General features: G+C 68.0%; 21 protein-coding genes. 17 read left to right on the forward strand and 4 right to left on the reverse strand.

Annotated features, from left to right (window positions below):
- Positions 1–17 precede the first annotated feature (17 nt).
- Positions 18–788 carry a methyltransferase domain-containing protein gene (locus tag A3ES_RS0120640; RefSeq protein WP_020388744.1) on the reverse strand — a complete coding sequence of 257 codons (771 nt, stop codon included), beginning with the start codon at positions 786–788 and terminating at the stop codon, positions 18–20.
- A 134-nt stretch (positions 789–922) separates the two neighbouring features.
- Between A3ES_RS0120640 and A3ES_RS0120645 the strand changes: the two genes are divergently transcribed.
- The 9 genes from A3ES_RS0120645 (at position 923) to A3ES_RS0120685 (ending at position 12,804) form a co-directional block, all read left to right on the forward strand.
- Complete coding sequence (locus A3ES_RS0120645; protein WP_020388745.1) at positions 923–1,504, forward strand: RNA polymerase sigma factor; 582 nt, start codon at positions 923–925, stop codon at positions 1,502–1,504.
- A complete protein-coding gene (locus A3ES_RS0120650; RefSeq protein ID WP_020388746.1) occupies positions 1,501–1,728 on the forward strand; it encodes an anti-sigma factor family protein in 228 nt (75 codons plus the stop codon). The genes A3ES_RS0120645 and A3ES_RS0120650 overlap by 4 nt, the downstream gene beginning before the upstream one ends.
- Positions 1,728–2,522: a methyltransferase domain-containing protein gene (locus A3ES_RS0120655; RefSeq protein ID WP_020388747.1), complete on the forward strand. Its 795-nt coding sequence runs from the start codon at positions 1,728–1,730 to the stop codon at positions 2,520–2,522. Before A3ES_RS0120650 ends, A3ES_RS0120655 begins: the two co-directional genes overlap by 1 nt.
- Positions 2,523–2,688: 166 nt before the next feature.
- Positions 2,689–3,510, forward strand: a complete 822-nt coding sequence (locus tag A3ES_RS47825; protein WP_020388748.1) for an alpha/beta fold hydrolase — start codon at positions 2,689–2,691, stop codon at positions 3,508–3,510.
- Between the two features lie 258 nt (positions 3,511–3,768).
- Positions 3,769–5,154: an LVIVD repeat-containing protein gene (locus A3ES_RS47830; protein WP_020388749.1), complete on the forward strand. Its 1,386-nt coding sequence runs from the start codon at positions 3,769–3,771 to the stop codon at positions 5,152–5,154.
- An 84-nt stretch (positions 5,155–5,238) separates the two neighbouring features.
- The gene (locus A3ES_RS0120670; RefSeq protein WP_020388750.1) at positions 5,239–6,618 is read left to right on the forward strand and encodes an LVIVD repeat-containing protein; all 1,380 of its coding nucleotides are present in this window, start codon (positions 5,239–5,241) and stop codon (positions 6,616–6,618) included.
- 102 nt (positions 6,619–6,720) lie between these two features.
- The gene (locus tag A3ES_RS0120675; protein WP_020388751.1) at positions 6,721–8,286 is read left to right on the forward strand and encodes a PQQ-dependent sugar dehydrogenase; all 1,566 of its coding nucleotides are present in this window, start codon (positions 6,721–6,723) and stop codon (positions 8,284–8,286) included.
- Positions 8,287–8,358: 72 nt separating this feature from the next.
- Positions 8,359–11,292: a M36 family metallopeptidase gene (locus A3ES_RS0120680; protein WP_026163054.1), complete on the forward strand. Its 2,934-nt coding sequence runs from the start codon at positions 8,359–8,361 to the stop codon at positions 11,290–11,292.
- A gap of 12 nt (positions 11,293–11,304) precedes the next feature.
- Positions 11,305–12,804, forward strand: a complete 1,500-nt coding sequence (locus tag A3ES_RS0120685; protein ID WP_157630644.1) for an LVIVD repeat-containing protein — start codon at positions 11,305–11,307, stop codon at positions 12,802–12,804.
- Positions 12,805–12,875: 71 nt separating this feature from the next.
- On the opposite strand, the gene A3ES_RS54140 is transcribed toward A3ES_RS0120685, so the two are convergent.
- Positions 12,876–13,040 carry a hypothetical protein gene (locus A3ES_RS54140; protein ID WP_020388754.1) on the reverse strand — a complete coding sequence of 55 codons (165 nt, stop codon included), beginning with the start codon at positions 13,038–13,040 and terminating at the stop codon, positions 12,876–12,878.
- Positions 13,041–13,123: 83 nt separating this feature from the next.
- Between A3ES_RS54140 and groEL the strand changes: the two genes are divergently transcribed.
- The 4 genes from groEL to A3ES_RS0120710 all read left to right on the forward strand — a co-directional run bounded on the left by groEL (position 13,124) and on the right by A3ES_RS0120710 (position 18,048).
- Positions 13,124–14,722, forward strand: coding sequence for a chaperonin GroEL (gene groEL, locus A3ES_RS0120695; RefSeq protein ID WP_020388755.1), 1,599 nt, complete (start codon positions 13,124–13,126; stop codon positions 14,720–14,722).
- Entirely contained in the window at positions 14,719–15,903 is a 1,185-nt protein-coding gene (locus tag A3ES_RS0120700; protein ID WP_020388756.1) for a hypothetical protein, read from the forward strand. The genes groEL and A3ES_RS0120700 overlap by 4 nt, the downstream gene beginning before the upstream one ends.
- 324 nt (positions 15,904–16,227) lie before the next feature.
- Positions 16,228–16,752: a hypothetical protein gene (locus A3ES_RS0120705; RefSeq protein WP_157630645.1), complete on the forward strand. Its 525-nt coding sequence runs from the start codon at positions 16,228–16,230 to the stop codon at positions 16,750–16,752.
- A gap of 216 nt (positions 16,753–16,968) precedes the next feature.
- Positions 16,969–18,048, forward strand: a complete 1,080-nt coding sequence (locus tag A3ES_RS0120710; protein WP_157630646.1) for an alpha/beta hydrolase family protein — start codon at positions 16,969–16,971, stop codon at positions 18,046–18,048.
- Here the strand turns inward: A3ES_RS0120710 and A3ES_RS0120715 are convergent, their stop codons facing one another.
- The gene (locus A3ES_RS0120715; protein ID WP_020388759.1) at positions 18,049–18,336 is read right to left on the reverse strand and encodes a hypothetical protein; all 288 of its coding nucleotides are present in this window, start codon (positions 18,334–18,336) and stop codon (positions 18,049–18,051) included. It lies immediately after the preceding gene.
- Positions 18,337–18,876: 540 nt separating this feature from the next.
- The gene (locus tag A3ES_RS0120720; RefSeq protein ID WP_020388760.1) at positions 18,877–20,514 is read right to left on the reverse strand and encodes a LuxR C-terminal-related transcriptional regulator; all 1,638 of its coding nucleotides are present in this window, start codon (positions 20,512–20,514) and stop codon (positions 18,877–18,879) included.
- Between the two features lie 107 nt (positions 20,515–20,621).
- On the opposite strand from A3ES_RS0120720, the gene A3ES_RS0120725 reads away from it, so the two are divergent.
- The 4 genes from A3ES_RS0120725 to A3ES_RS0120740 all read left to right on the forward strand — a co-directional run bounded on the left by A3ES_RS0120725 (position 20,622) and on the right by A3ES_RS0120740 (position 22,620).
- Positions 20,622–21,416: a class I SAM-dependent methyltransferase gene (locus tag A3ES_RS0120725; protein WP_020388761.1), complete on the forward strand. Its 795-nt coding sequence runs from the start codon at positions 20,622–20,624 to the stop codon at positions 21,414–21,416.
- Between the two features lie 171 nt (positions 21,417–21,587).
- Positions 21,588–21,806 carry a hypothetical protein gene (locus A3ES_RS0120730; RefSeq protein WP_157630647.1) on the forward strand — a complete coding sequence of 73 codons (219 nt, stop codon included), beginning with the start codon at positions 21,588–21,590 and terminating at the stop codon, positions 21,804–21,806.
- Positions 21,807–21,863: 57 nt separating this feature from the next.
- Positions 21,864–22,157, forward strand: a complete 294-nt coding sequence (locus A3ES_RS47835; RefSeq protein WP_083933565.1) for an SRPBCC family protein — start codon at positions 21,864–21,866, stop codon at positions 22,155–22,157.
- A gap of 109 nt (positions 22,158–22,266) precedes the next feature.
- Positions 22,267–22,620: a hypothetical protein gene (locus A3ES_RS0120740; protein WP_020388763.1), complete on the forward strand. Its 354-nt coding sequence runs from the start codon at positions 22,267–22,269 to the stop codon at positions 22,618–22,620.
- Positions 22,621–22,653: the final 33 nt, after the last annotated feature.

A 22,653-nucleotide genomic window follows, 5' to 3' on the forward strand; every position in this document is an offset into this window, starting at 1 on the left:
AATCCGGGTTTCGTGCCTCAGGCAACGGACTTGACGGCGAGCAGTGAGATGCTCTTCACGCCGTACCGGACGCTGGCGTCCCGAGCCCGCTGAGAGATGAACTCGTAGGGATTGCGCCACATCGCGGTGACCACGAGGCCGGCCGCCTCGATCGCCTCCTGGTACGCGTCCTGTTGCGCGGCGCCGCCGATACACGCCGCCCACAGGTCGGCGTCGCAGACGATCGAGTCCGTGAGCTGTCGCTCGGTGACGATGTCCGCGACCACCAGCCGACCACCAGGCCGCAGGACCCGAGCCGCCTCGCGGAACACCCGTGCCTTGTCCGGCGCCAGATTGATGACTCCGTTCGAGACGACGCAATCCACGGTCTGGTCGCCGCACGGCAGACTCTCGATTCTGCCCTCGCGGAACTCGACCTGGTCCAGTCCGGCTGCAGCGGCGAGCCGCCGGGCTCGAGCGAGCTGCTGAGGCGTGAAGTCGATCCCGACGACACGACCCCGCGGCCCGACCGAAAGAGCCGCGTAGCAGGCATCCATCCCCGAGCCACTACCCATGTCGATCACCCGCTCGCCGGCGAGGAGACCGGCCAGACCGAAGAGATAACCGACCCCCGCGAACGACTCCACCGCCCCGACCGGTACCCGATCGAGCAGGTCCGGGTCGTACCCGAGCCGCTCGGCGAGCACCCGCCCCATCTCGAAGTGGTACGCGCCATGCGGCTCCTCGGCCACAAGGCGGTACATCTCCTTCACCTTGACTTCCAGCGTCCCAGCGTCGACGGTCACCATGTCAGGCTCCTCTCCCTTGGCTAGGTAGACGCCGACGCATTCGCAGCTATTGCATGTGGAGGACAATGCAATAAAGCGCTCACCAAAGGCGTCTACACGATGTGGCACCGCTGGATGTCAGGCCGAGGGGAACGGTGGATGACTCCCGAACCAAGCTGAGGGAGAGCTTCCGTGTGCTCGCATCCGGCCAGCTTCCCCGGCTCTACTCGATCGCCAGACGCCTCGTCGGTGACGCCGCCGAGGACGCTGTACAGGACTGCCTGCTGAAAGGCTTCGAGCGATACGGCCAACTCAAGACCGCGGAGTCCGGCCCCGCCTGGCTGACCAGCATCCTGGTGAACTGCTGCCGCGATCGCGGCCGAACCGAGTCCCGGCGACCGCAACAGATCGACTTCGAGGAGGCCGAACGGTTCTCCCTCTACCGCAAGATCGCCTACGAGGACCCCTTCCCGTACTCGGACTCTCTCCACCTGGACTTCCTCGAAGAGTTCGGCCCCGAGGATGTCCGAGCCGTGCTCCTGCGGCTACCGCCGCTCTACCGGATTCCCTTGGTGCTGGTTCACATGGACGGCTTCCTGGCCAAGGAGGTTGCCCGGTTGCTCGACGTACCGCTGGGAACCGTACTGGCTCGCCTGCACCGCGGTCGCAAGTTGTTCGAGGTCCAGATGTGGGCCTACGCCGAGGAAACCGGCCTACTCCGGAAAGGTGCACGATGATCAGCTGCCATGAAGCCGTCAGGCACCTCTGGGAGTACCTCGACGACACCCTCGACGAGGCCGATCGTGCGCTCGTCGAGCAACACCTCGCGCGCTGCCGCCGCTGCTGCGGTGAAGTCGAATTCGCCGGAGAGCTCCGGCAGGTTCTCGCCCGATCGGCCACCACTGACATCCCGGTAGACGTCCTGCACCGGCTCAACCAGACGCTCGAGGAGATGGACTGATGAACCGCGACCTGATGTACGGCGCCGAGGTGAAGGCGCTGGTCCGCGACGCCTACCGCCACGTGCCCCCCACCACCGCCGCGGTCGCGCACAAGATCTACAGCGAATCCGAACTCGCCGCCGTCCCCCGCGCGGCCGTCGACCGCGCACTCGGCGTCGCGAACCATCTACGGTTCGCCGACATCCAGCCGGGTGAGACCATCCTCGACATCGGCTGCGGGGGCGGCATCGACAGCGTCCTCGCCGCGCAACGAACCGGGCCATCCGGCCGGGTAGTCGCGCTCGACTTCCTCCCCGAAATGCTCGACCGCACCACGTCAGCAGCACACCAGGCCGGGCTATCCAACATCGAGCCACTCGAAGGGGAGATGGAGTCGATCCCGCTCCCCGACGACACCGTCGACCTGGTCATCTCCAACGGCGTCATCAACCTGTCCGCCCGGAAAGCACGGGTGATGGCCGAATGCGCCCGCGTACTCCGGCCGGGCGGGCGGCTCTGTGTCTCGGACCTGACGGTCGAACAAGACGACCTTCCCCCGGAGATCCTGACCCAGCCGGCCGCCTGGGCTGGATGCATTGCCGGCGCACTCGCCGAGGACGACTTCGTCAAACGCCTCGAGAAGTCCGGATTCAACGGGGTAGGAGTGCTATCCAGGGAGCCGCTCAGCATCGACGACTGCGCGCTCTACCCCCTCTTCTCCCCCGACGTGATCCACCTGATGCGAAACCTCATCCCGGCCGACCGGCACGCCCACGTCGCCGTCGCCGTCGTCGTACGAGCAGACCTGGCCTAGCCGAGTGTCGCGTCCAGCCGGACCGCGGGCGCGGCGTCCAGCCGTGTGGCGGCTGCCCTGTTGGCGGAGCATCACCTGCTCGCGAACAAGGGATGGGTAGCCCTACCGATGCGTGCCCCGGCGCCGCCGGAGGAGCGTGGCAGTACTGGACGAAGGAGTGGTTGCCATGACACGCACGGAGGAACCCACCATCACGCGGGTGGTGTCCCGCGACGGCACCGAGATCGCCTACTGGACGAGCGGCGACGGTCCGCCGCTCGTGCTGGTGCACGGCACGACGGCCGACCACACTCGTTGGGCACCCGTGTTGCAGTACCTGGAGCCGCACGCCACGGTGCACGCCATGGACCGCCGCGGCCGAGGTGGCAGCGGAGACGCGGCCGAGTACGACGGGGTCCGCGAGTTCGGGGACGTCGCCGCCGTGGTGGATGACGTGGCCGACACGTCCGGTGCGGCGGTCGACCTGCTCGGCCACTCGTTCGGCGGGTTCTGCGCGTTCGGCGCCGCGACACTGACCTCGAACATCCGCAAGCTGGTGCTCTACGAGGGTTGGCCCGCGCCGAACCCGGAGGCGCTGGCCATCCCTCCGGCGGTTCAGGAGCGGATGGACGCGTTGCTGGCCGAGGGCGAGCGTGAGCGGGCGCTGGAGGTGTTCTTCCGCGATATCGTGCGAATGCCCGACCACGAGTTCGAGCGGTATCGCGCCCTGCCCGCCTGGCAGGCGCGCATCGCCGCGGCGCACACGATCACCCGTGAGGACCGCGGGCATGGCGAGCGACGCCTCGATCCCGAGGAGGCGAAGAAGATCACGGTGCCGGTGCTGCTCATGGTCGGCGGCGACAGCCCGCCCGCGATGCAGGCAGACTACGAGACCGTCGCCGCCGCCCTTCCCGATGCGCGGGTCACCGTCATGGACGGCCAGCAGCACATCGCGATCGACCTGATTCCGGAGGACTTCTCGCAGCGCGTGCTCACCTTCCTGCGCTGAGACGCCGCACGTGTTCGCCGAACGGTTGCCTTGAGCCGTTGACATCGAGCGAAGGGCTGCGGATCGTCGGTAGAGGTCGCGCATCCTCGGGGGGCGTCCGGGTAGTCGAGCGATCACCGGGACATCAACTGCCCGCTGGTCAGGCCAGCCGGCGTGCTGAGGTGCAGGCAGATTCGCCGGTCGACACTCCGGCCCGATCACGGCCGCTTCACGGGCAGTGGCAACACGGCTACTGCGCGTCTCTCGAAAGGAGTGGACATGAGGCGGCACTGGCGCCTCCTGTCGATCGGGACGACGGTGGCGGGCCTGATGCTCGTCCCGCTCGCGGCGGGCGCACATGATCCGGAAGATGGTCACGGAACCCATCCGCCCACAGGCGGTGGTGCACCGGACCTGCACAGCGACAACATGACGCTGCTGAAGAACCTCCCGAAGGTCGGCACCGCGACCCAGTCCGACCTGGCGTTCGAAGGCCGGTACGCCTATGCGGGAGCGTTCACGGGATTCCGCATCATCGACATCTCGAACCCAGCGGCCGCACAGCAGGTCACGTTCTTCCCCTGTAACGGCGGGCAAGGCGACGTGTCGATCTACAACGGCCTGTTGTTCTCGTCCGTCGACACACCGCAAACCAAGCCGGCCTGCGACAGCGCCAACACCACGGCCGCGAACCCGGCCGCCTGGGAAGGCGTTCGGATCTTCGACGTGCGAGATCCGGGCAACGTCAAGCACCTCGCGTCGGTACGCACCGACTGCGGCTCGCACACCAACACGCTCGCACCAGCCGGCAAGGGCAGCTTGTTCGTCTACGTGTCGTCATTCGGGTTGACGGCGACGTCGATCGGACCGCACTGCCAGCCTGACCACGGCAAGATCTCGATCATCCACGTCCCGCTGCGGAACCCGGAGAAGGCAAAGGTCGTAGCGACCCCAGCGACGACCGGCGTGCCGGTCTTCGACGCATCCCGGTTGGAGCTCGACGATCTCGTACCGCCCGGCTTCCTGCTGGACACCAGAGGTTGCCACGACATCACGGTGCTGCAACCGCTCGAGCTCGCGGCGGCGGCATGTCTCAGCGTCGGCCAGATCTGGGACATCAGCGACCGCAGTGCGCCGAAGGTGTTGCACACCTTGACCACCGAGGAGGTTCGGGCCTGGCACTCGGCGCAGTTCACCTGGGACGGGGAGCGCGTCGTGTTCGGTGACGAGGCGGGCGGCGGCAATCTCGCGCGGTGCCGCGCGCAGGACCCACCGACGACCGGTGCCGTCTGGATCTACGACGTCGCCTCGGGCGCGGAGCTCGGGCACTACAAGCTGCCCCGCGCCGAGACGGGTATCTGCACGATGCACAACTTCAACCTCGTACCCGGTGTGAGCCGAGACATCCTGGTGTCGGCGGCCTACACGGGCGGTACGACGGTGGCCGACCTCACCGACCCGGCCAACCCGGTGGAGATCGGCTTCTACCGAGCCGGTGACCCGATCGCCGCGAACACCTGGTCGACGTACTGGCACAACGGGTTCATCTACGGAAACGACATCACCCGTGGGTTCGACGTCTTCTCCATCAACCATCCGGCGGTGGCCGGCGCGGCGAGCCTGAACCGCGACAACCCGCAGACCCAGGAAGTTCTTTTCCGCTGACGGCCGACGGTCGGCCCCGGAACCGTCGGGGCCGACCGCACCGGTCTGTGCCTGACAGCCCTATCACCAGTCAGGAGGAAGTTCATGTCACGGCACATTCGTCTTGTCCTCGGCGCGATCGTGAGCGCCGGGATCCTCGTGGTTCCTGTGACGGCGGTCGCCGACCACGCGACCGACCCGCACACACCGAACATGCATGCAAAGGGACACAGCCCACACCCGGCGACATTCCTGGGGGAACCGGACGGCGTGCGCCACATCAGCTCAGACATCGCCTTCCAAGGCAGGCTGGCATTCCACGGCAACTACGACGGCTTCCGGGTGATCGACATCGCCGACCCGGACAACCCGCAGGAACTGCTGCACCAGCGGTGCAACGGGGACCAGGGAGACATCTACGTCCGGGGCGACATCCTGGTCCGGTCATGGAACTCGAAGAAGACCACTCCTAGGCTCTGCGACGGCCAGACCGTCCCGGCCGGCTGGGAAGGCGTGCACATCTTCGACATCAGCAACCTCTCGGACCCCGCGCTCGTGGCCTCTGTCTCGCTACCGTGCGGCTCACACACCCTCACCGGCGCCGGAGTCTCCGCGGGACGGCTGATTATCTACAGCAACAACTCGAGCAGCGCAGGCTGCGTCGACGGCACGCGGGCCAACGACGACCCGGTCGGTGACTTCATGGACGTCATCGCCGTTCCGGTCGACAATCCGGCAGCCGCGAGCCTCATCCACCGCGAACCACTCGCCGGACCGACGACGAACGTGCGCACCGGGTGTCACGACGCGGGCGCGATCCTCGGCACGGTCAACAAGGTGGTCTGCGCCAGCGCCGACACCATCAACGTCTTCGACATCGGCGCGAACAGTACGCCGGGCGGCAGCCCCGAGGACCCGGTCCTTCTGCTGACCATCACCGAACCAGGCGTCGGCCAGGCCGGCACGAACGGACGCTGGCACTCGAGCATCTTCACCTGGGACGGCAAGGTCATCGCGGCCGGCTGGGAACCCGGCGGCGGTGCCGACACCGAATGCCAGACCACCGACCCAGCGGTCGACAAGAGCATGTTCTTCTACGACGCCACTACTGGCGCAAAACTCGGTCAATGGACCCTGCCACGAGGCCAGGACGGCGTCGGCGAGAACTGCACGATCCACAACTACAACATCGTGCCGCTTCGCAGCGGCCGGTACGTCGCTGTCGGTGGCCACTACCAGGCCGGCACCTGGGTGACCGACTTCACCGATCCAGCCAACCCGACCACCGTGGGCTGGTCCGACCCACCTGTCATCGCACCACCCGACCTGGGCGGGGTCTGGTCGTCGTACTGGTACAACAACTTCATCTACGAATCGAGCATCACTGAGGGCCTGAACCTCTTCAGGCTCAGCGCAGCGGTAACCGGCGGCGCGCTGCGCCTCGGCCACCTCAACCCGCAAACCCAGGAATTCTCACTCCCGTAATCGCAACCGCATCCGCCGGCCTGGGCCCGCCAACAGCACCCGGGCTCCGGCCGGCGGCCCTTACACGTTATCCCGCTGGTGTTCGATCGAGGGAGGTACCTCATGAACCGATTGCGTGCGACGGCTTCACGGCTCGTGGTGGTGGTCGCCTTGGCTGGGCTGGCAGCTTCCGTGGGAGCCGCACCGTCACCGGTGGCGGCGCAAACCGGGCCGACGGTGGTGGACCCCGATCTCGGCGTCAGGACCGTGATCAGCGGGCTGGTGACCCCGAGCACCATGGCGTTCCTGGGCCCGAACGACTTCCTGGTGCTCGAGAAGAACACGGGCAACGTGAAGCGCGTTGTCGACGGGGCGGCGCCGGGGGTTGTGCTCGACCTCGCGGTGAACTCCGCGTCCGAGCGAGGGCTGCTGGGCATCGCGTTACACCCGGACTTCCCGGACGATCCGGGTGTCTACCTGTACTGGAGCTGCACGGCTCCACCTCCGGACGCGAGCAGTCCGTTCATCCCAGCGCGCGAGCGATGCGCCGAGACTCCGGACGCGGGGGTTGACAGCGCGAACATTCTGGCCGTCCCGCTGCTCGGAAACCGCGTCGACCGCTTCGAGTGGACGGGGTCGGCGCTGGTGTTCGATCGCAATCTGGTCATGCTGCGGTCGTTCCAGCACGACGGCGCACCGGAGCCCGCCGGCCAGAACGACAGTGCTCAGCCGGCGCGCGGGAACCACGACGGCGGCTCCATAGCCTTCGGGGCCGACGGGAAGCTGTACATCCCGGTCGGGGATCTGGGCCGCCGCGGCCAGATGCAGAACCTCCCCCTGGGGCCGACGCCGCCGACGGCTGACGACCAGTTCGGCGGACCTGCTCCCGACAACGCCCACCTGAGTGGTGTGATCCTCCGGGTGAACGATGACGGGTCGACGCCTTCGGACAACCCGTTCTTCGGCGTAGGGGCCCAGGTCGGCGGGGAAGCGGGCGCGAACATCCAACGGGTGTTTGCGTACGGTCTGCGCAACACCTTCGGGATCGCGGTCGACCCAGTCTCGGGGAACCTGTGGGACCAGCAGAACGCCGACGACGCGTTCGACGAGCTGAACCGGGTCGAGCGGGGCATGAACGGCGGGTGGATCCAGACCATGGGTCCGGTGTCCCGGATCGCGCAGTTCAAGGAGATCGAGCTCACGCTGCCACCATCGGGTGGGCTCGCGGGTGCGCAGTTGCAGCAGATCAGGTGGCCGGCGACCAACACCGCGGACAGTCCGGCGGAGGCCCTGTCACGGCTGTTCGTGCTGCCCGGCTCGCGGTACAGCGATCCGGAGTTCAGCTGGAAGTTCGCCGTACCCCCGGCGGCCATCGGCTTCCTGTCGAGTCGCGCGCTCGGTCCGCAGTACGCCAACGACCTGTTCGTCAGTGCGGCCACGCCGCTGACCGTCGGCGGCCATCTGTTCCGCTTCAACCTGACCGGCAACCGGCGCATGATCGCGGTCGACGATCCACGCCTGGAAGACCGCGTCGCGGACAACAACGCGAAACACGACATCACCGAGAGCGAGAGCCTGCTGTTCGGCAGCGGCTTCGGCGTCAGCACCGACATCGAGACCGGCCCGAACGGCAACCTGTTCGTGGTGTCACTCTCGACCGGCACCGTCTACGAGATCTTCAGGAAGTAACACGATCTACGAGATCTTCAGCAAGCTGGAACGGATCCACGGTGGCAAAGGCGCCACCCGGAGGTGAGGAACGTGCGCAGATCATCCCGTGCGTTAGTGGCGGCAACCGGGTTGTTGACGGTAACCGCCCTTGCGCTTGCGGCGGGGCCGGCTGGCTACGCAGCTAGTTCCGACGCGCAAGACGCCGTACCCAGCGGCGCCATCCAGGGGGATCATCAATCCACGAAGGAGAAGGACAACAGGTTGGGCGTGGTCGCGCCGACCGCCCGCCAGCTAGCGCGCGCCGCCGCTTTGGCTGCCCGAGCTCGCTGGAACCGCCTGGGCACACCGGCCGTGCTCGCCAAGACCGGGGCGCCATTGGCCACCGGCCTCGGTGCGGACCCGGTCCAGGCAGCCAAGGCCTATGTCGCGGCCAACCGCGATCTGCTCGGTCTCACGAAGCGCGGAACGGACGCCCTCGAGGTTCTCACCGTCGCACCAATCGGCACCGGTGCGGCGGTTGTCTTCCGGCAACGGTTCGGCGACCTCGTCGCCGGTCGCGACGGCCTGCTGTCGGTGGGCGTGCGCGACGGCAAGGTGTGGTATCTGAGTTCGTCCCTCGCCCGCGACGCCGACGCACCGCAGCCGGCAACGATCTCCGCAGCCGACGCAGAGCGCATTGCAGCAACCGATGCCGGTATCTCGAACACGAGGATCATGGAGACCCGCCTGGTCGCGGTTCCAACGCCGGATCGCGGTGCGCGCGCCGCGTACGAAGTCACGCTGGGTTCTGACCTCAACGGCGCCGAGCCAGTCGCGTACACGACCCACGTCGACGCCAGGGACGGCAGCGTTCTCGTCCGGGAGAGCCTCGTCGACTCGGACAGCGACAACCCAGAGTGGCAGGTGTTCCCCAACACGCCGCCGACCGACTATTCCTCGGCCGACACCAGGCAGCGCTGGTGCTTCGCCGCCGGGCCGGGCTGTGACGAGATCGTCGGTACCTCCGCATCACCGCTCGCCTGGGACATCAAGCCCGAGAACGGCAAGCCAAGCGAGACCACGGACGGCAACAACGCCTTCGCCGTTCACAACTGGTTCACCAACAATCCGTTCAAGGTCGGGCATGAGATGGCGACGCCAAGCCCGACACGTGAGTACGTCTATCCCTGGACCAACCAATGGCTCAGGGAGAGGTGTTCACCTGCCGTCTTCGAAACGGCCGCGCGCAACGACATCGATGCTGCCCGGGCCAACCTCCTCGCGATGCACAACCGCATGCACGACTGGTCGTACCACCTCGGCTTCACTGAGACCACCTTCAACTTGCAGGACGACAACTTCAAGCTGGGCGGCAAGGCGAACGACCCCGAGCAGGGCAACGCGCAAGCCGGTGGCGTCACGGGTGGACCGCCGACGTTCGCCGCGCGGGACAACGCCAACCAGATCACGCCACGTGACGGGCATCGGCCCATCACCAACATGTACCTGTGGCAGCCGATCGCGGGCGCCTTCTACGCACCGTGTGTAGACGGCGACTTCGATATGTCGGTCATCGGCCACGAGTACACCCACGCCATCACCAACCGGATGGTCGCCGGCCCGGACATGGGCCTCAGCTCACCTCAAGGCATGAGCGAGAGCTGGTCGGACCTGATGGCGATGGAGTACCTCACCGAGCACGGCTACGCGCCGGCCGGCATCCGGGCGTTCACGATCGGCGAGTACGTCACGTCCGACCCGATCGCCGGTATCCGCAACTACAACATGAGCGACAGCCCGCTCAACTACAGCAGCGTCGACTACGACTTCGTCGGGCTGCAGGTCCATGCCTCGGGCGAGCTGTGGAGCGCGACGAACTTCGACATCCGGTCTGCGATGGTTCAGCGGTACGGCGCCGGAACACCGGCGTTGCAGAAGTCGTGCGCCAACGGCCAGACTCCGGTGACGTCCTGCCCGGGCAACCGGCGGTGGGCCCAGCTCGTGTTCGACTCGTTCCTCCTCATGGCGAACAGCGCCAACAGCATGGTCGACGCGCGGGACGCGCTGCTCGGGGCGGACCAGATCCGCTTCGGCGGGACCAACCAGGACATCCTGTGGAACGCGTTCGCCAAGCGCGGCCTCGGCGAGGCGGCGATGAGCAACGGCGCCGGTGACCCCAACCCTAGGCCCGGCTTCACCTCGCCGTTCGCAACCGAGGCGACAATCACCTTCCGTCCGGTGGACGAGAATGGACAGGCCGTACCCGGTGCGAGGCTGTACGTCGGCGGCTACCAGGCACGGGCTGTCCCGGTGGCCGATACCGACCCTGCCACGCCTCTCACCAGCCAGGTGCGGCTGGCGCCCGGCTCGTACACCTTCATCGCTCAGGCCCCCGGATTCGGGCATGCGCGACTCGGTGCGACCTCGTTCGGCCCGGGGCAGGCAAGCGACCTGGTCGTACCGATGCCGCGCAACCTCGCATCGAGCGCCGGCGGCGCCACCGCGAGCGGCGACGGGGTCAACCTGGCCAGGATCGTCGACGACGACGAAGCGACCAACTGGGCGTCGCTGGGCAGCTCGGTAGCCGGCAAGCAGGTCACCGTCGACCTGGCTGGTGGTGTCCAAGAGGTAAGGCACATCCAGGTCAGCGCGTTGCTGCGGCCGCCGAGCGCTACGGACCCCGATGCCGCGACTCAGAGCCGGTTCTCCGCACTGCGGCAGTTCCGGGTGCTGGCGTGCACGGCAGGTGGCGCGGTCGCCTGCTCTGACCCGACACAGTTCCAAGTCGTCTTCACCAGTCCAGCGGACCCGTTCCCGTCGATCGCGCCGCGGCCGCGGGCGCCGGAGCTGACGATCAGGTCCTTCGACATACCAGATGTCACGGCGACGCACCTGCGGCTCGAGGTGCTGACCAACCAGTGCACGGGCGCGCCGGAGTACGCAGGTGAGCAGGACGCCGACCCACGGGCGAACACAGACTGCGCCACCGCCAGCCCGCAGGCGCGCAACGTGCGAGTGGCCGAGTTCCAGGCCTTCGCGCAGTAGAAGGGAGCACTCATGTATGCCTCGAAACGACGGTACTTCGCGGCGCTCGTCTGCGGTGTCGTTACTGCCCTGGCCATTCCATCGTGGGCTACGGCTACGCCGCCAGACGATACGCCCGACCGCCCGCACAGCCAGAACATGCACCTACTCGGTTCCAGCCTCCGTGCAGGTGCCGTCACCGGTCCGCCGCCTGTCGGTCCTGGCGATGTTCCATGGGACACCCGGAACACCGATCTGGCGTTCTGGGGCGACACCGTGATCCAGGGGCGCTACGACGGCTTCCGGGTCATCAACGCCCGAGCACCGGGGAACCCGGTGGAACGGGCGTTCTTCACCTGCGTCAGCCCACAAGGTGACGTCGGAGTCTACGGGAACCTCGTGTTCCGTTCGGTCGATTCGCCGCAGCGAACGAATCAGTGCTCCGATGTAGCGCAGTCGGGGAATCCGCCCGACGTCGACTGCGCACCCGTGTCTGCGCCATGTACGGGCTTCGAAGGCATCCAGATCTTCGACATCAGCGACCTGAGCAACATCGAACTCGTCGCGTCGGTCCCACTCGACTGTGGATCTCACACCCATACAGTGGTCCCTGATCCAGAAGGCGACCGAGTCCTGATCTATAACAGTGTCAGCGGAGCGGGTCTCCAAGCGAATCCCGGTAAGTACGGCAATCGTTGTCCGGGCTTGCCGTTCAACCGCGAGGACATCGTCGAGGTTCCCTTGTCCGACCCGGGCTCGGCGAGCGTCATCGGCTCGTTCTCCCTTGGCCAGATGCCCGACGGCCGGGTCATCACCACCTGCCACGACCTGGGCGTGATCCTTGGCTCGGTGAACAGGGCAGCCTGCGCGGGCAACCCCGGGGTTCCGGTCTTCGATATCTCCGATCTCGAGAACCCGGTATTCCTCTACGCGACTTCGGCTCCGACGGTCACGGGCTTCCACTCCGCGGCCTGGAGTTGGGATGGCTCGATCCTCGTCACCGGCTGGGAGCCTGGCGGCGGCACGCTGCCGCGCTGCCAGGCGACCGGGACCCCGATCAGCCCGCCCACAGCCGGCAGCTCGGTACAGACGGACGAGATGAAGACGATCTTCTTCCATGACGGCGCAACGGGTGAGATCATCGGCCGGCACGTCCTGCCCCGCCCGCAGTCCCAGTACGAGAACTGCACAATGCACAACTACAACGTCGTCGCGCATCCGACGAGGAATCTCCTCGTGCATGGCTCATACCAGTCGGGCACGGCGCTTGTGGACTTCACCGACCCGGCGAACGCCTACGAGGTCGCCTGGATGGATCCCGACCCGCTCGATCCACCGTCAGACACGAGCCCAGGCGGCCGTATCAACTTCCGCGGCGGCGACTGGTCGTCGTACTGGTACAACGGGCGCATCTACGAAAGCGACACGAGGCGCGGCCTCTACATCTGGGACGTGAGCGCGCCTGAAGTCCGCGGGCCCGTGGTGAAGCTCGACCACCTCAACCCGCAGACCAACCACGTATCGATCCCCTAGGAAGCCGGGCCCCAGCTGACCGGCTTGTTGGCTCTGGGGCGCCCTGTGGGCGCCCCAGAGCCTTGCGTTGTTCAGTCGGTGGTTGGGTCGGTCAGGGCGCTGCCCCAGATGTCGGTGTTGCCGAACGTCGGCGGACAGGCGGTCGCAGGCGCCGGCCGTGCGATCGGCGTACCGGTGACCAGGGACTGCCGATAGGCGTCGATCGCCGGACAGTCCGCTGCGGCGGGCCAGGGCACTAGGCATCGGTCTTTCGTTCTGAGACGCTTGGCTGGCACAGCGCGATGGGGACGATCGTGTGGGCAGGGGTGGGGTGGCTGGAATGCCGGGAACTCAGCCTCCGGGCGAGCAGGGCCGCGGTTCCGAGCGAGGGCTGGACGCCCTTGCCGATGCGGTCAGGGTGACGCTTGGACCGACGGGCCGCGACGTGGAATTCGAGGGCCCGTACGAGAACCTCGGCGCCAAGCTGCTCGAGCAGGCCGCAGTACGGACCGATGAGGCCGCCGGCAGTGGCGGCGCCACAAGCATCGTGCTGGCCCAGGCGCTGGTTCGGGATGCGACGCGGGCCGTCGCCCGTGGCGCTCACCCTGAGATGCTGAAGAGCGGCATAGACAAGGCTGTCAGGGCCATCGTGGATGAGCTCGGTGCCGGGGCGGTAAGCCTTACCTCCAAGCAGCAGCTAGCGGCTGTGGTCAGCACCGCGCTGGCGTTGGGCCGGCCGCCCGGTGACCCGACAGATCCTCCAGAGGACCCCGACGAGGACCTGGACGAAGCCGGCGCTCAGGTCGGCGCGCTCGTCGCCGAGGCGATGGACAAGGTCGGCAAGGACGGTGTCATCACCGTCGAGGAGAGCGACACCTTCGGCCTCGAGCTCGAGCTCGCCCACGGCATGCGCTTTGACCAGGGCTACCTCTCGCCGTACTTCGTGACCGACACCGATCGGACGGAAGCGGTGCTCGAGGATCCCTATGTCCTGCTGACCAACACCACGATCTCCAGCGCCAGTCAGCTGATCCCGCTGCTGGAACGCGTGATGGGATCGGGCAGGCCGCTGTTGATCGTGGCCGAAGACGTTCAAGGTGAGGCCATGGCCACGCTGGTCGTCAACAAGATTCGTGGCACGTTCTCGGCCGCCTCGGTGAGAGCTCCCAGCTCCGGTGCCCGCCGCGTCGCAGTACTGCAGGATCTCGCGATCCTGACCGGCGGTGAGGTGATCTCTGGCCCGCTCGACACCGTGGATCTGGAGCTGCTCGGCCAGGCCCGCAAGGTCGTCGTCACCAAGGACGAGACCACCATCGTCGGGGGTTCGGGCGACGCCGACCGGATCTCCGGCCGGGTGAACCAGATCCGCTCCGAGATCGAGAATGCCGACACTGACTACGCCCGGGAGAAGCTGCAGCAGCGGCTGGCCAAGCTGGCCGGCGGCGTGGCGGTGATCAAAATCGGTGCGATGACCGATACAGGGCTGAACAAGCAGAAGCAGCGCATCGAGGCAGCTGTCCGCATCGCGAGGGCCGCCGTCGAAGAGGGCATCGTCGCCGGTGGTGGCGTCGGGCTGCTACGGGCGAGCGCGGCCGCGTTCGAGAAGCTGGAGCTCGAGGGTGACGAAGCCACCGGTGCCGCCATCGTGCGGTTCGCGGTCGAGGCCCCGCTCAAGCAGATTGCCGCGAACGTCGGCCTCGAGGCTGACGTCGTGCTGGAAAGGGTTCGCAGCCTCGCGCCCGGTTGGGGTCTGAATGCCGCAACGGGTGAGTATGTGGATCTGATGGCGACCGGCATCATCGACCCGGCCAAGGTGTCCCGTTCGGCGCTGCAGAACGCGGCGTCCTTCGCGACGCTGTTCCTGACCACCGAGGCAGCCACCGCCGATAGGCCGGAGGGTACCCGGCTGGCGAGCTCCGGGCAGGAGGATCCGGGGTGACCAGCGAGGTTTTCAAGTCGATCGCCTCGGCCAAGGGGATCGCATTCGTACTGGTCGCCTGGGGCGTCCCGGCCGCAATCGGTATGGCGGCATGGTGGATCGTTGCGCTGCCTGCATGGCAGGAGCGGCTCGTTCCGGACTCGGTCAGAGATCGTCTGGCCGAGGCCAACCTGTCGGGACTGTGGATGTTCCTGCTGGCGTGGTTGTTGATCACGCTCGTGCTCGGCCTGAACTCGACGTTCTTCTTCCGGTTGTTCGAGGGGTACTACCTGTGGAAGCCGCTGGCCGAGCGCCGGAGGACGAGCCACTGGCTCCATCGGGAGAACCTCCGGCTGGCCGAGCGGCTCACAGTGGCCGAGCAGCGCGCGAAGGCTTCCGGTACCTCCGATCCGAAGCGAGCCGACCGGCTGAGGTTGCTGCGCTCGGAGGCGGCCGAGGCGCGGAGGGCCGCCCGCGCCCGCGTCCTGCCAGTACGACGTCTGTACACCGACCGGCCGCTGGGTGGTCTGCCGAACTGGCGCGACTATCCGGCAGAGGGATTGTTGCCAACGGCCCTCGGCAACCGGATCCGCGCGTTCGAACGGTACGGGAATGCCAGGTTCGGCCTCGACATCATCATCTTGTGGTACGAGTTCGTCGGTGTGGCAGAAGACCAGGTCCGCGACCAGATCGAGGCTGCCCGACAGGAAGTCGAGGTCTTCCTCGCCGGCAGCGTGGTCTTTGCCCTGTTCACCGTGGCTACGCTCGCACCGCTCGCGAGTCCAGGCTCCTGGCCGGATCACGGCCGGCCGCTGGTCATTGCGGGCTTGATCGGCGTACTGATCTCGCTCCTCATCTACCGCCGGGCCGTCAATCAAGCAGGCGACTGGGGTGCAGCTGTCACTGCTCTGGTTAACACGCACCGGGTCGAGGTGGCCCGGGCGTTCGGCCTGGTGCTGCCGGACACGCTCGAGGCCGAGCGAAGGTTCTGGCGAGCACTCAATGGCTTCGTCCGCACCGGATCGACCGGGTGGGACGCGAAGTACGACAGCCTCACCAGGCTCCGCCCCCTGCCCGGCAACCGCGCCGAGCCGCCGGACCCCACTCTCGCCGAATCGCTGCAGACCCCTCAGGTCCTGCCGAACTCACCGATGCCAGGACTCGTCGCGATCAAAGCCGTCCGCGCGTTCTTCCGCCGCTGAGACGGCCTCGAAGGTTCCGTCAATCGCATCGGAAGGGCCGGGTCTGCCCCATAGCAGCCCGACCGGATACGCCCGCGAGCCACTGTGGAGGGCTGTCTGATCCCCGGTTTTGCGTACGAGCGTTGCCAGGTAGCTGTCGAGGATGCGGAGCTGTCGTTCAGGCGGGAAGTCCGGTCCCCCTCATCGAGCCCGCTCCGCGGCCTACCGGGCGCGCATGAATCGGGCGCCGTGCGGTCAGGGCCAGCCCTGATTCGAAGACCAGGGCCCACCCCGACGCAGGCGGACAGCGCGCGCCGGAACTCGGTTGCGTACCTGGCTATGGCCATGAGCTGCGTGGCGCTGCTGTTCTTCGCCGCCGCCGTCCGGGCCGCGCTCCGCAGGAGAGGGCGCGGCACGTCGTACTCCTGCGTGGCGTACGGCGCGGCCGTGGTGGTCGCCGCCTCCAAGGCGACCGACGCCCTGCTGCTCAAGGCGGGCCTGGACGCCGCCGAGGAAAAAGACCTGACGGCACTGCACACTCTCGCGTACGTGGGCGGCACCTCGTGGCTGCCGTGGGTCGCGGCCTCGGCTGCGCTCTACCTCGCCCTCGGCCTGGGCGGCCTGGACACCCGAGGCATTGCCCCGATGACTCTGCATCGTCACCGTCGTTCTCGGCATCTCCTGCTTGCTGGGCCCGCTCGGCATCGCACCAGCCGGATTCCGTCGCCTACCTCGCAACCCCACCGTGGCTCATCGTCACCGAAGTCGTCCTCGCCCCGAGGAAACGATCGAGCAAGTCCCGGTCGACGAGGAGGTCGTGACCAACCTCCGCGACGTCCGGCGATGAGCCCCGATCAAGGCGTCGCATGAGCCGCGCGCCGCCCCCGCACTGCTATCCACACACCGGACGATCCGCTTGGTCGGTGTGGCAGTGCTTTACTGCTGTCAGGATGTGGTGAAGGGGGTGGCGCTGTGGGCCCTGGGGAGACGCGGTCTTGGTCCTCGCGGCGCGGACGTGTTCGCCGGTTCGCCGCCGCGGTCTCGTTGGTCTTCGTGGCGGTGCTCGCCGTGGCCGGTGTGTCGACCATGGCGTCCCTGGAGGTGCCCGATCCGACGGGAGTGCATCCTGTCGGGCGCCAGCGGGTGATGCTGGTTGACCAGCAGCGACCCGAGCCGCACACAGCCGAGCTCAACGACCGACGCGAGGTCCACCTCGTGCTCTGGTATCCCGCCCGGCCAGGTACCGGCCGCCCCGCGCAGTACCTCGACAACCTCGACGTGCTCGGTCCGGGCCTGCGGGCAGGTGGGGACCTCAGCACGGTCGCCGTCCGTGGCCTGCGGTATGTACGTGACGGCGCGATGGCCGACGCCGTGATCGCCGATGCGCAGCCGTCGTACCCGCTGGTCCTGCTCTCTCCAGGTAACGCGACCAACGTCGAGTTCTATGCGTCGCTGGCCGAGGAGCTTGCCAGCCATGGGTACGTCGTTGCCGGGGTCAATCACCCGTACCAGGTGGCGGCCGTGGTCCGGCGCGACCACGCACTCGCTATCTACCAAGAGCCGCCGAGACCCGTGTCGCCGCGCGAGGCCGGCGAGCAACTGTCGGCGAGGATCGACGAGCGGACACAGGACCTCCGCTTCGTTCTCACCGAGCTTCTGCGGAGCGCGGCCGCCGGGTCGCTGCTGGCCGGAAGGCTCGACCCGACCCGGGTGGCCGTGATCGGTCATTCCAACGGCGGCGTCGCGGCGGCCGAGATGTGCCGTGCCAACCAGCGCATCGCCGGGTGCGTCAACCTCGACGGGCTACAGGCCGGAGGCCCGTTCTCGTCGCGTGCCGGTGCCGAGGCGCCCGCGCAGCCGTTCCTCTTCCTCACCAAGGAACGGCAACTGCGCGACACAGACGAAGCGGCGCTCCAGCGGGCCGGGCACGGCGCGTACAAGGTGGTCGTCCCGTCCGCGAGCCACGACGAGTTCGCGGACGGTGCACTCTTCGAGCAGGCGTGGTGGCCGTTCGCCGGCTCCGCCGACGACACCATCACGGTGACAAGAGGCGTCGTGACGGCATTCCTTCGCAAGACCCTGACCGGCGACACGAGCGACGTGTTCGACAACCTACCGGCGCCGACGGACATCCACGTCTACGGCTACCCCCTACCAGGCAAGTAATCAGGACTTGTGTGGTCCCCGGCCCACGGGCGAATTACGCCGGTCCGTCGGCGGTGGGTCGAGCCGGTCGTAGATCCGGATGATCAAGGTGCGGGCCACATCTCCGATCGGGTCGGCTCTCCGGGCCTCGATCAGGTCCTCCAGCAGATGAGTCACCACGAGCGCTTCGGCCTCCGTGAGCAGCGGCAGCCGGGCGGCATCACGCTCATCGGCCAGCAGGGCGGCAAACCGGGCCGCGCGTGCTGCCCGCTCTGCCTGCCGAGCAGCCCTGAGTCGCCTACTGATCATCAACTCGTGCCTCCCTGCTCCTTCGGGCCGGAGTCGGGAAGGAGAACCCGCGATGCTCAACGGAGTGCGCGGACCGATGCTGGAAATTCTGTTAGCAGCTCCGGCGACCCTGGGTAGGCTCATCCGAGGCCTGCCCGGGCCGGGCCCGGCACCCCACACCATGGTAGGTCGACCTGCTCGATCACGTTGCGTGCCTGGTGGCACCTTCAGCGTCAAAGACCAGGCTTGAGATGTTGATCGTCTCGCACTCGGCCAGCGGGACTGTAGCTTTCGGATCGAGACCGTCGACGACATACCATCCGTCGGCCCTCAGGGTGAGCCTGGTGCGGGGAAGATCGTCAACACCCTGCTGCTGCAGACGTTCTCGCCGAAGAGCAGTGGACCAACGTGCTGACCGACCACGACCGGCGCGGCCTGACACCCCCGTTCTGGCAGCACATCCTGCCCTACGGCGAAGTCGAACTCGACATGACCACCCGCCTAGACATTCGCGCCGACGCTCCGCCGGCCGTCCGCAAGGGGATCCTCGATCGGAGCCCTTCAGTCCCGTGTCCGCGCGGCGTAGGCGGCGGCCTCTGCGCGGGAACGGAGGGCCAGCTTTGCGAGGATGCTGCTGACGTGGTGTGCCACTGTCTTGCGGCTCAGGAACAGCCGCTCGGCGATCTCCGGGTTGCTCAGTCCATCGGCGACCAGGGTGAGGACGTCTTGCTCGCGTCGGGTGAGGACCCCGGGGTCCCGGGGTTCCGGTCCGGGGACGACGCCGAGCTCGCGGAGGAGTGCGGCCGCCGCGGCCGACTCGTCGGCCGCTCCAAGCCGCCTGAGGTTGCGGAGCGCCTCAGAGGCGTGGCCCGCAGCCGCTTCGGGATCGGCGGTGGCGAGGGTCCTGGCCAGATCCAGTCGCGTCCGGGCGGCCTCGAAGGGGAGGTCGTGCCGCTCGAAGGCGGCGAGCGCCTCGGCCAGCCGTCGTCCCGCTGTCGTCGCGTCTCCGGATGCCGCCGCGACGAGCCCCGCGCTGCGGGTCAGCTGGGCTCTGCCACGGGGGAGGGCGGACCTCGGCGGGGCGGCCCGACGACCAACCAGGGTCGCCTCGGCGTCGGGCGTGTCGCCGGCGGCTAGATACGCCTCGGTGAGGGCGGCCGCGAGCAGGTCGCCCTGCGGGTCGTCGGGATGGAGCAGCCCGAGCCCCGCGCGGAGCAGTGCCGTTGCCTCGTCTGGCCTGCCAGCGGCGAGCCGCACCTCCGCGCTGACTAGGGCGGCGGCGGGGAAGCTGGTGTCGAGCGCCTCGGCCAGCTGGGTGGCCTCGGCCAGCCGACCCTGCCGGAGCCGAAGGACAGCAAGTGCCGTCCTCGCCTCGATCAGGGGCTGGCGCCCGATGTCTTCCGACATCGCCAGGGCTCGCCGGAGCTCGGGGTCCGCAAGTGCCCAGTTGCCGGTGGCGACCAGGATCGAGCCGTAGTGGGCTCGGCATCTGGCCTGGAGGAAGGGGCAGCCGTAGGTCTGGGTGAACTCCTCGGCCACCCGGCACCACTGCGTGGCACGTCGCAGGTCGTCGGCCAGGCTGCACGCGGCGAGCATGTTGCAGCTCGACCAGACCACGATCTCGAGCCGACCGTCGTAGGCACCGAGCGCGGTGGCCATCGCTTCGTCGAGGAGCGCCATCCCGTCTTCCACCTCGCCGGCGGCTACGAGAAGCAGGCCCAGGTCGGCGAGTGCCATCGCGTGCAGCCCGTCGTCGGATGCCTCGGCCGCCAGGCGTAGGGCCTGCTCGAGCCCGTCGCGTTGCTCGGTGGCGTCGGAGGACAGGTAGGCGCTTGTCAGCACCAGCCAGCCCCGGACCACCGAGTCCGTCGTGCGCTCGGCAGCGCGTTCGGCGCGGGCCAGCCAGCCGCCGGCTGCCGCGTCGTTCTCGAGGTTTGTGAGGTACCAGATGCACAGGTCGAGGGCGGCGATGACCGCCTCGTCGTCGCGGCCGGTCTGGCGCAGGAGCGTGAAGGCACGCTCTCGGTGGCGGATCGCGGAGCGTACGTCGCCCAGCCACCAACATGCCCGGCCGAGACCGTCGACCGCGTCGGCGGACTCATCCGCGGCGGCCGCCGCTGCGAAGGCTGCCCGTGCCTCTTCCCAGCGTCCGGCCTCGGCGGCGGCACGCGCGGACGCGAGGCGTTCGGTGGTGGCCACTCGTCCATGATTGCCACCGATCGCGCCGGTGGATAGGTCAGCTGACCGATGTCCCGAACGTCCGCCCGGTCGATGCTGGTTTCCCGACTCCAGGAGGTGGCTTGGCGATGACCGAGACGTTCCAGCTCACCCGCGAGCAGGCGCAGGTATACGACGACCTGTTCGTTCCTGCCCTGTTCGGGCAGTGGGCACCCCAGTTGGTGGACTGCGCTCGGGTGCACCACGGCCAATCCGTGCTTGACGTGGCCTGCGGCACCGGGGTGGTGGCACGGGCGGCACGGGACGTCGTGGGACACGGCGGCCGCGTCGTGGGGGTGGACCTCAACCCGGCGATGCTCGAGGTGGCGCAGGGTGCGAGGCCCGACCTCGAGTGGGTGCACGGCGACGCCGAGGACCTGCCGTTCGAGAATGCCGAGTTCGACGTGGCGCTCTGCCAGTCCGCGCTGTTCTTCTTCGCGGACCCGGGCCGGGCAGTGGCCGAGATGGCGCGCGTGGTCGTTCCCGGCGGTGTGGTCGCGCTGCAGACCTACGCGCCCCTGGCTGAACAGCCGGCGTATGGCCCCTTCGTCGAACTGGTCGCCGGACACGCCGGACCCGAGGCGCGGGTCCTGCTCGGCACGTACTGGTCCCAGGGCGCTGTAGACGGCCTGATCGGGCTCGCCGCCGCGGCCGGACTGTCCCTGTTGGAGTCGCGTTCGAGCCTTGGGGTCGCCGTCTTTCCCTCCGCGGCCGCAGTCGCCCAGACCGAGATCCAGGCCACGCCCCTCGCCGAGCAGATCAGGCCGGAGACGTATGAGCGGATCGTCGCCGGCACCGAGGAACTGTTCGGCGAGTACGCCGACGAGTCCGGCCTCGTGCGCCTCCCGATCCGGGCCACTCTTCTCGCTGCCCGCCGAGGCTAGGATGGCGCCGCCGCTGCCCGTACTGTCGTCAGGCGGGCCCGCGATCGTGGTGAGATGGAGGGATGGGCCCGCCAGCCGATCTGCGGCTATCCGGCGTGCTTGCCGCGCTGTCGGTGGCGACGGACCTGGGGATGGGACAGCACCCGGAGAAGGCGGTCCGGTTCTGCCTGCTTGAGACGGGTGGAGGCGTCGCTGTTCGGGCTGGCCTACGCCTTGGCCTCGCTGGGCTGCACCATCGGCCCGTTCCTCGTCAATGTGGTCGCGACCTTCCGGACCGGGTCGACTGTCGAGGGCGTCACTCTTCGCGGCCGATGCCGCCGGCATGGGTTGTCGTTGTCGCCGCCGTGTCACTCGCCGCTGCCCTCGGCTGGCTCGGTGGTGGCCGCGTGACGGCCGTCCGCCCGGCGTGCTCCTCGTTCTGGCAGGCCTGTAGGTCGCGTAGTACGGCTGGCACGAGATCCACGTGCTGCGCGGCTTGGCGCCGCCGATCCGCCGTACCGGGTGGGGTTCACCTGGGGATTCGAAGGAAACACCTCGGTCCCGCCGGGAGCCAGCACCGTCACCATCGAACTGCACCCCGATGGCAACGGAACCAGGCTGCGGCTGGTCCACACCGGGCTTCCACATCCGATGCTCGCACCCCACGATCAAGGCTGGCGCGGCTACCTCGCGCAACTCCAGTCCGCGGCACAAGCCCGCAGCGCCCTCGCCGAGCGGATGGCTGTCGGGGCCTCAAGGTAATCCGAAGCTTCTCCGAAGCGCCAAATGTTTGAGTTGCCGCACTCGCCAGCGGCGCCCGGCCGCTGTCACCACCGCGCACGAATCAACGGCGCTGAAAAAGGAGAGCAACATGATCAAGTTGGCATCGGTTGGCCGCGTGGTCGCGGGGGCGGCCCTCGTGGGTTCGTCACTTGCGGTCGTCAACATCGGCGCGGCACACGCCATCGACTGCAGCCAGTCCTTCCCCGACCGCGACACGAACAGCGTCCTGTGGACGGACGGAGCTGCGCCCTACCACACCGGCCCGGCCGGTCAATGTGGCGTCATCGCCAACCGATCCGGCCACGCGAACATCTACTGCTACAAGCACAACGAGTTCGGCAATCTCTGGTATTACGCGAAGGACACCAGCTCCGGCACCAAGGGCTGGGTGTGGAGCGGCAATGTTGCCAGCACCGCCGGCGGCCCGCACGCGCACTGCTGACAACCCGTCCGTGGGGTGGCGCCTGACGACCCG

The organism is Kribbella catacumbae DSM 19601, from assembly GCF_000372465.1.
Taxonomy (GTDB): Bacteria; Actinomycetota; Actinomycetes; order Propionibacteriales; family Kribbellaceae; genus Kribbella; species Kribbella catacumbae.

Excerpts from the sequence above, each read along its gene's own strand:
- A3ES_RS0120640 (WP_020388744.1), bottom strand. The coding sequence starts at position 788 with ATGGTGACCGTCGACGCTGGGACGCTGGAAGTCAAGGTGAAGGAGATG.
- A3ES_RS0120650 (WP_020388746.1), top strand. The coding sequence starts at position 1,501 with ATGATCAGCTGCCATGAAGCCGTCAGGCACCTCTGGGAGTACCTCGAC.
- A3ES_RS0120655 (WP_020388747.1), top strand. The coding sequence starts at position 1,728 with ATGAACCGCGACCTGATGTACGGCGCCGAGGTGAAGGCGCTGGTCCGC.
- A3ES_RS47825 (WP_020388748.1), top strand. The coding sequence starts at position 2,689 with ATGACACGCACGGAGGAACCCACCATCACGCGGGTGGTGTCCCGCGAC.
- A3ES_RS47830 (WP_020388749.1), top strand. The coding sequence starts at position 3,769 with ATGAGGCGGCACTGGCGCCTCCTGTCGATCGGGACGACGGTGGCGGGC.
- A3ES_RS0120670 (WP_020388750.1), top strand. The coding sequence starts at position 5,239 with ATGTCACGGCACATTCGTCTTGTCCTCGGCGCGATCGTGAGCGCCGGG.
- A3ES_RS0120675 (WP_020388751.1), top strand. The coding sequence starts at position 6,721 with ATGAACCGATTGCGTGCGACGGCTTCACGGCTCGTGGTGGTGGTCGCC.
- A3ES_RS0120685 (WP_157630644.1), top strand. The coding sequence starts at position 11,305 with ATGTATGCCTCGAAACGACGGTACTTCGCGGCGCTCGTCTGCGGTGTC.
- groEL (WP_020388755.1), top strand. The coding sequence starts at position 13,124 with ATGCCGGGAACTCAGCCTCCGGGCGAGCAGGGCCGCGGTTCCGAGCGA.
- A3ES_RS0120705 (WP_157630645.1), top strand. The coding sequence starts at position 16,228 with ATGAGCTGCGTGGCGCTGCTGTTCTTCGCCGCCGCCGTCCGGGCCGCG.
- A3ES_RS0120710 (WP_157630646.1), top strand. The coding sequence starts at position 16,969 with ATGGCGTCCCTGGAGGTGCCCGATCCGACGGGAGTGCATCCTGTCGGG.
- A3ES_RS0120715 (WP_020388759.1), bottom strand. The coding sequence starts at position 18,336 with ATGATCAGTAGGCGACTCAGGGCTGCTCGGCAGGCAGAGCGGGCAGCA.
- A3ES_RS0120725 (WP_020388761.1), top strand. The coding sequence starts at position 20,622 with ATGACCGAGACGTTCCAGCTCACCCGCGAGCAGGCGCAGGTATACGAC.
- A3ES_RS0120740 (WP_020388763.1), top strand. The coding sequence starts at position 22,267 with ATGATCAAGTTGGCATCGGTTGGCCGCGTGGTCGCGGGGGCGGCCCTC.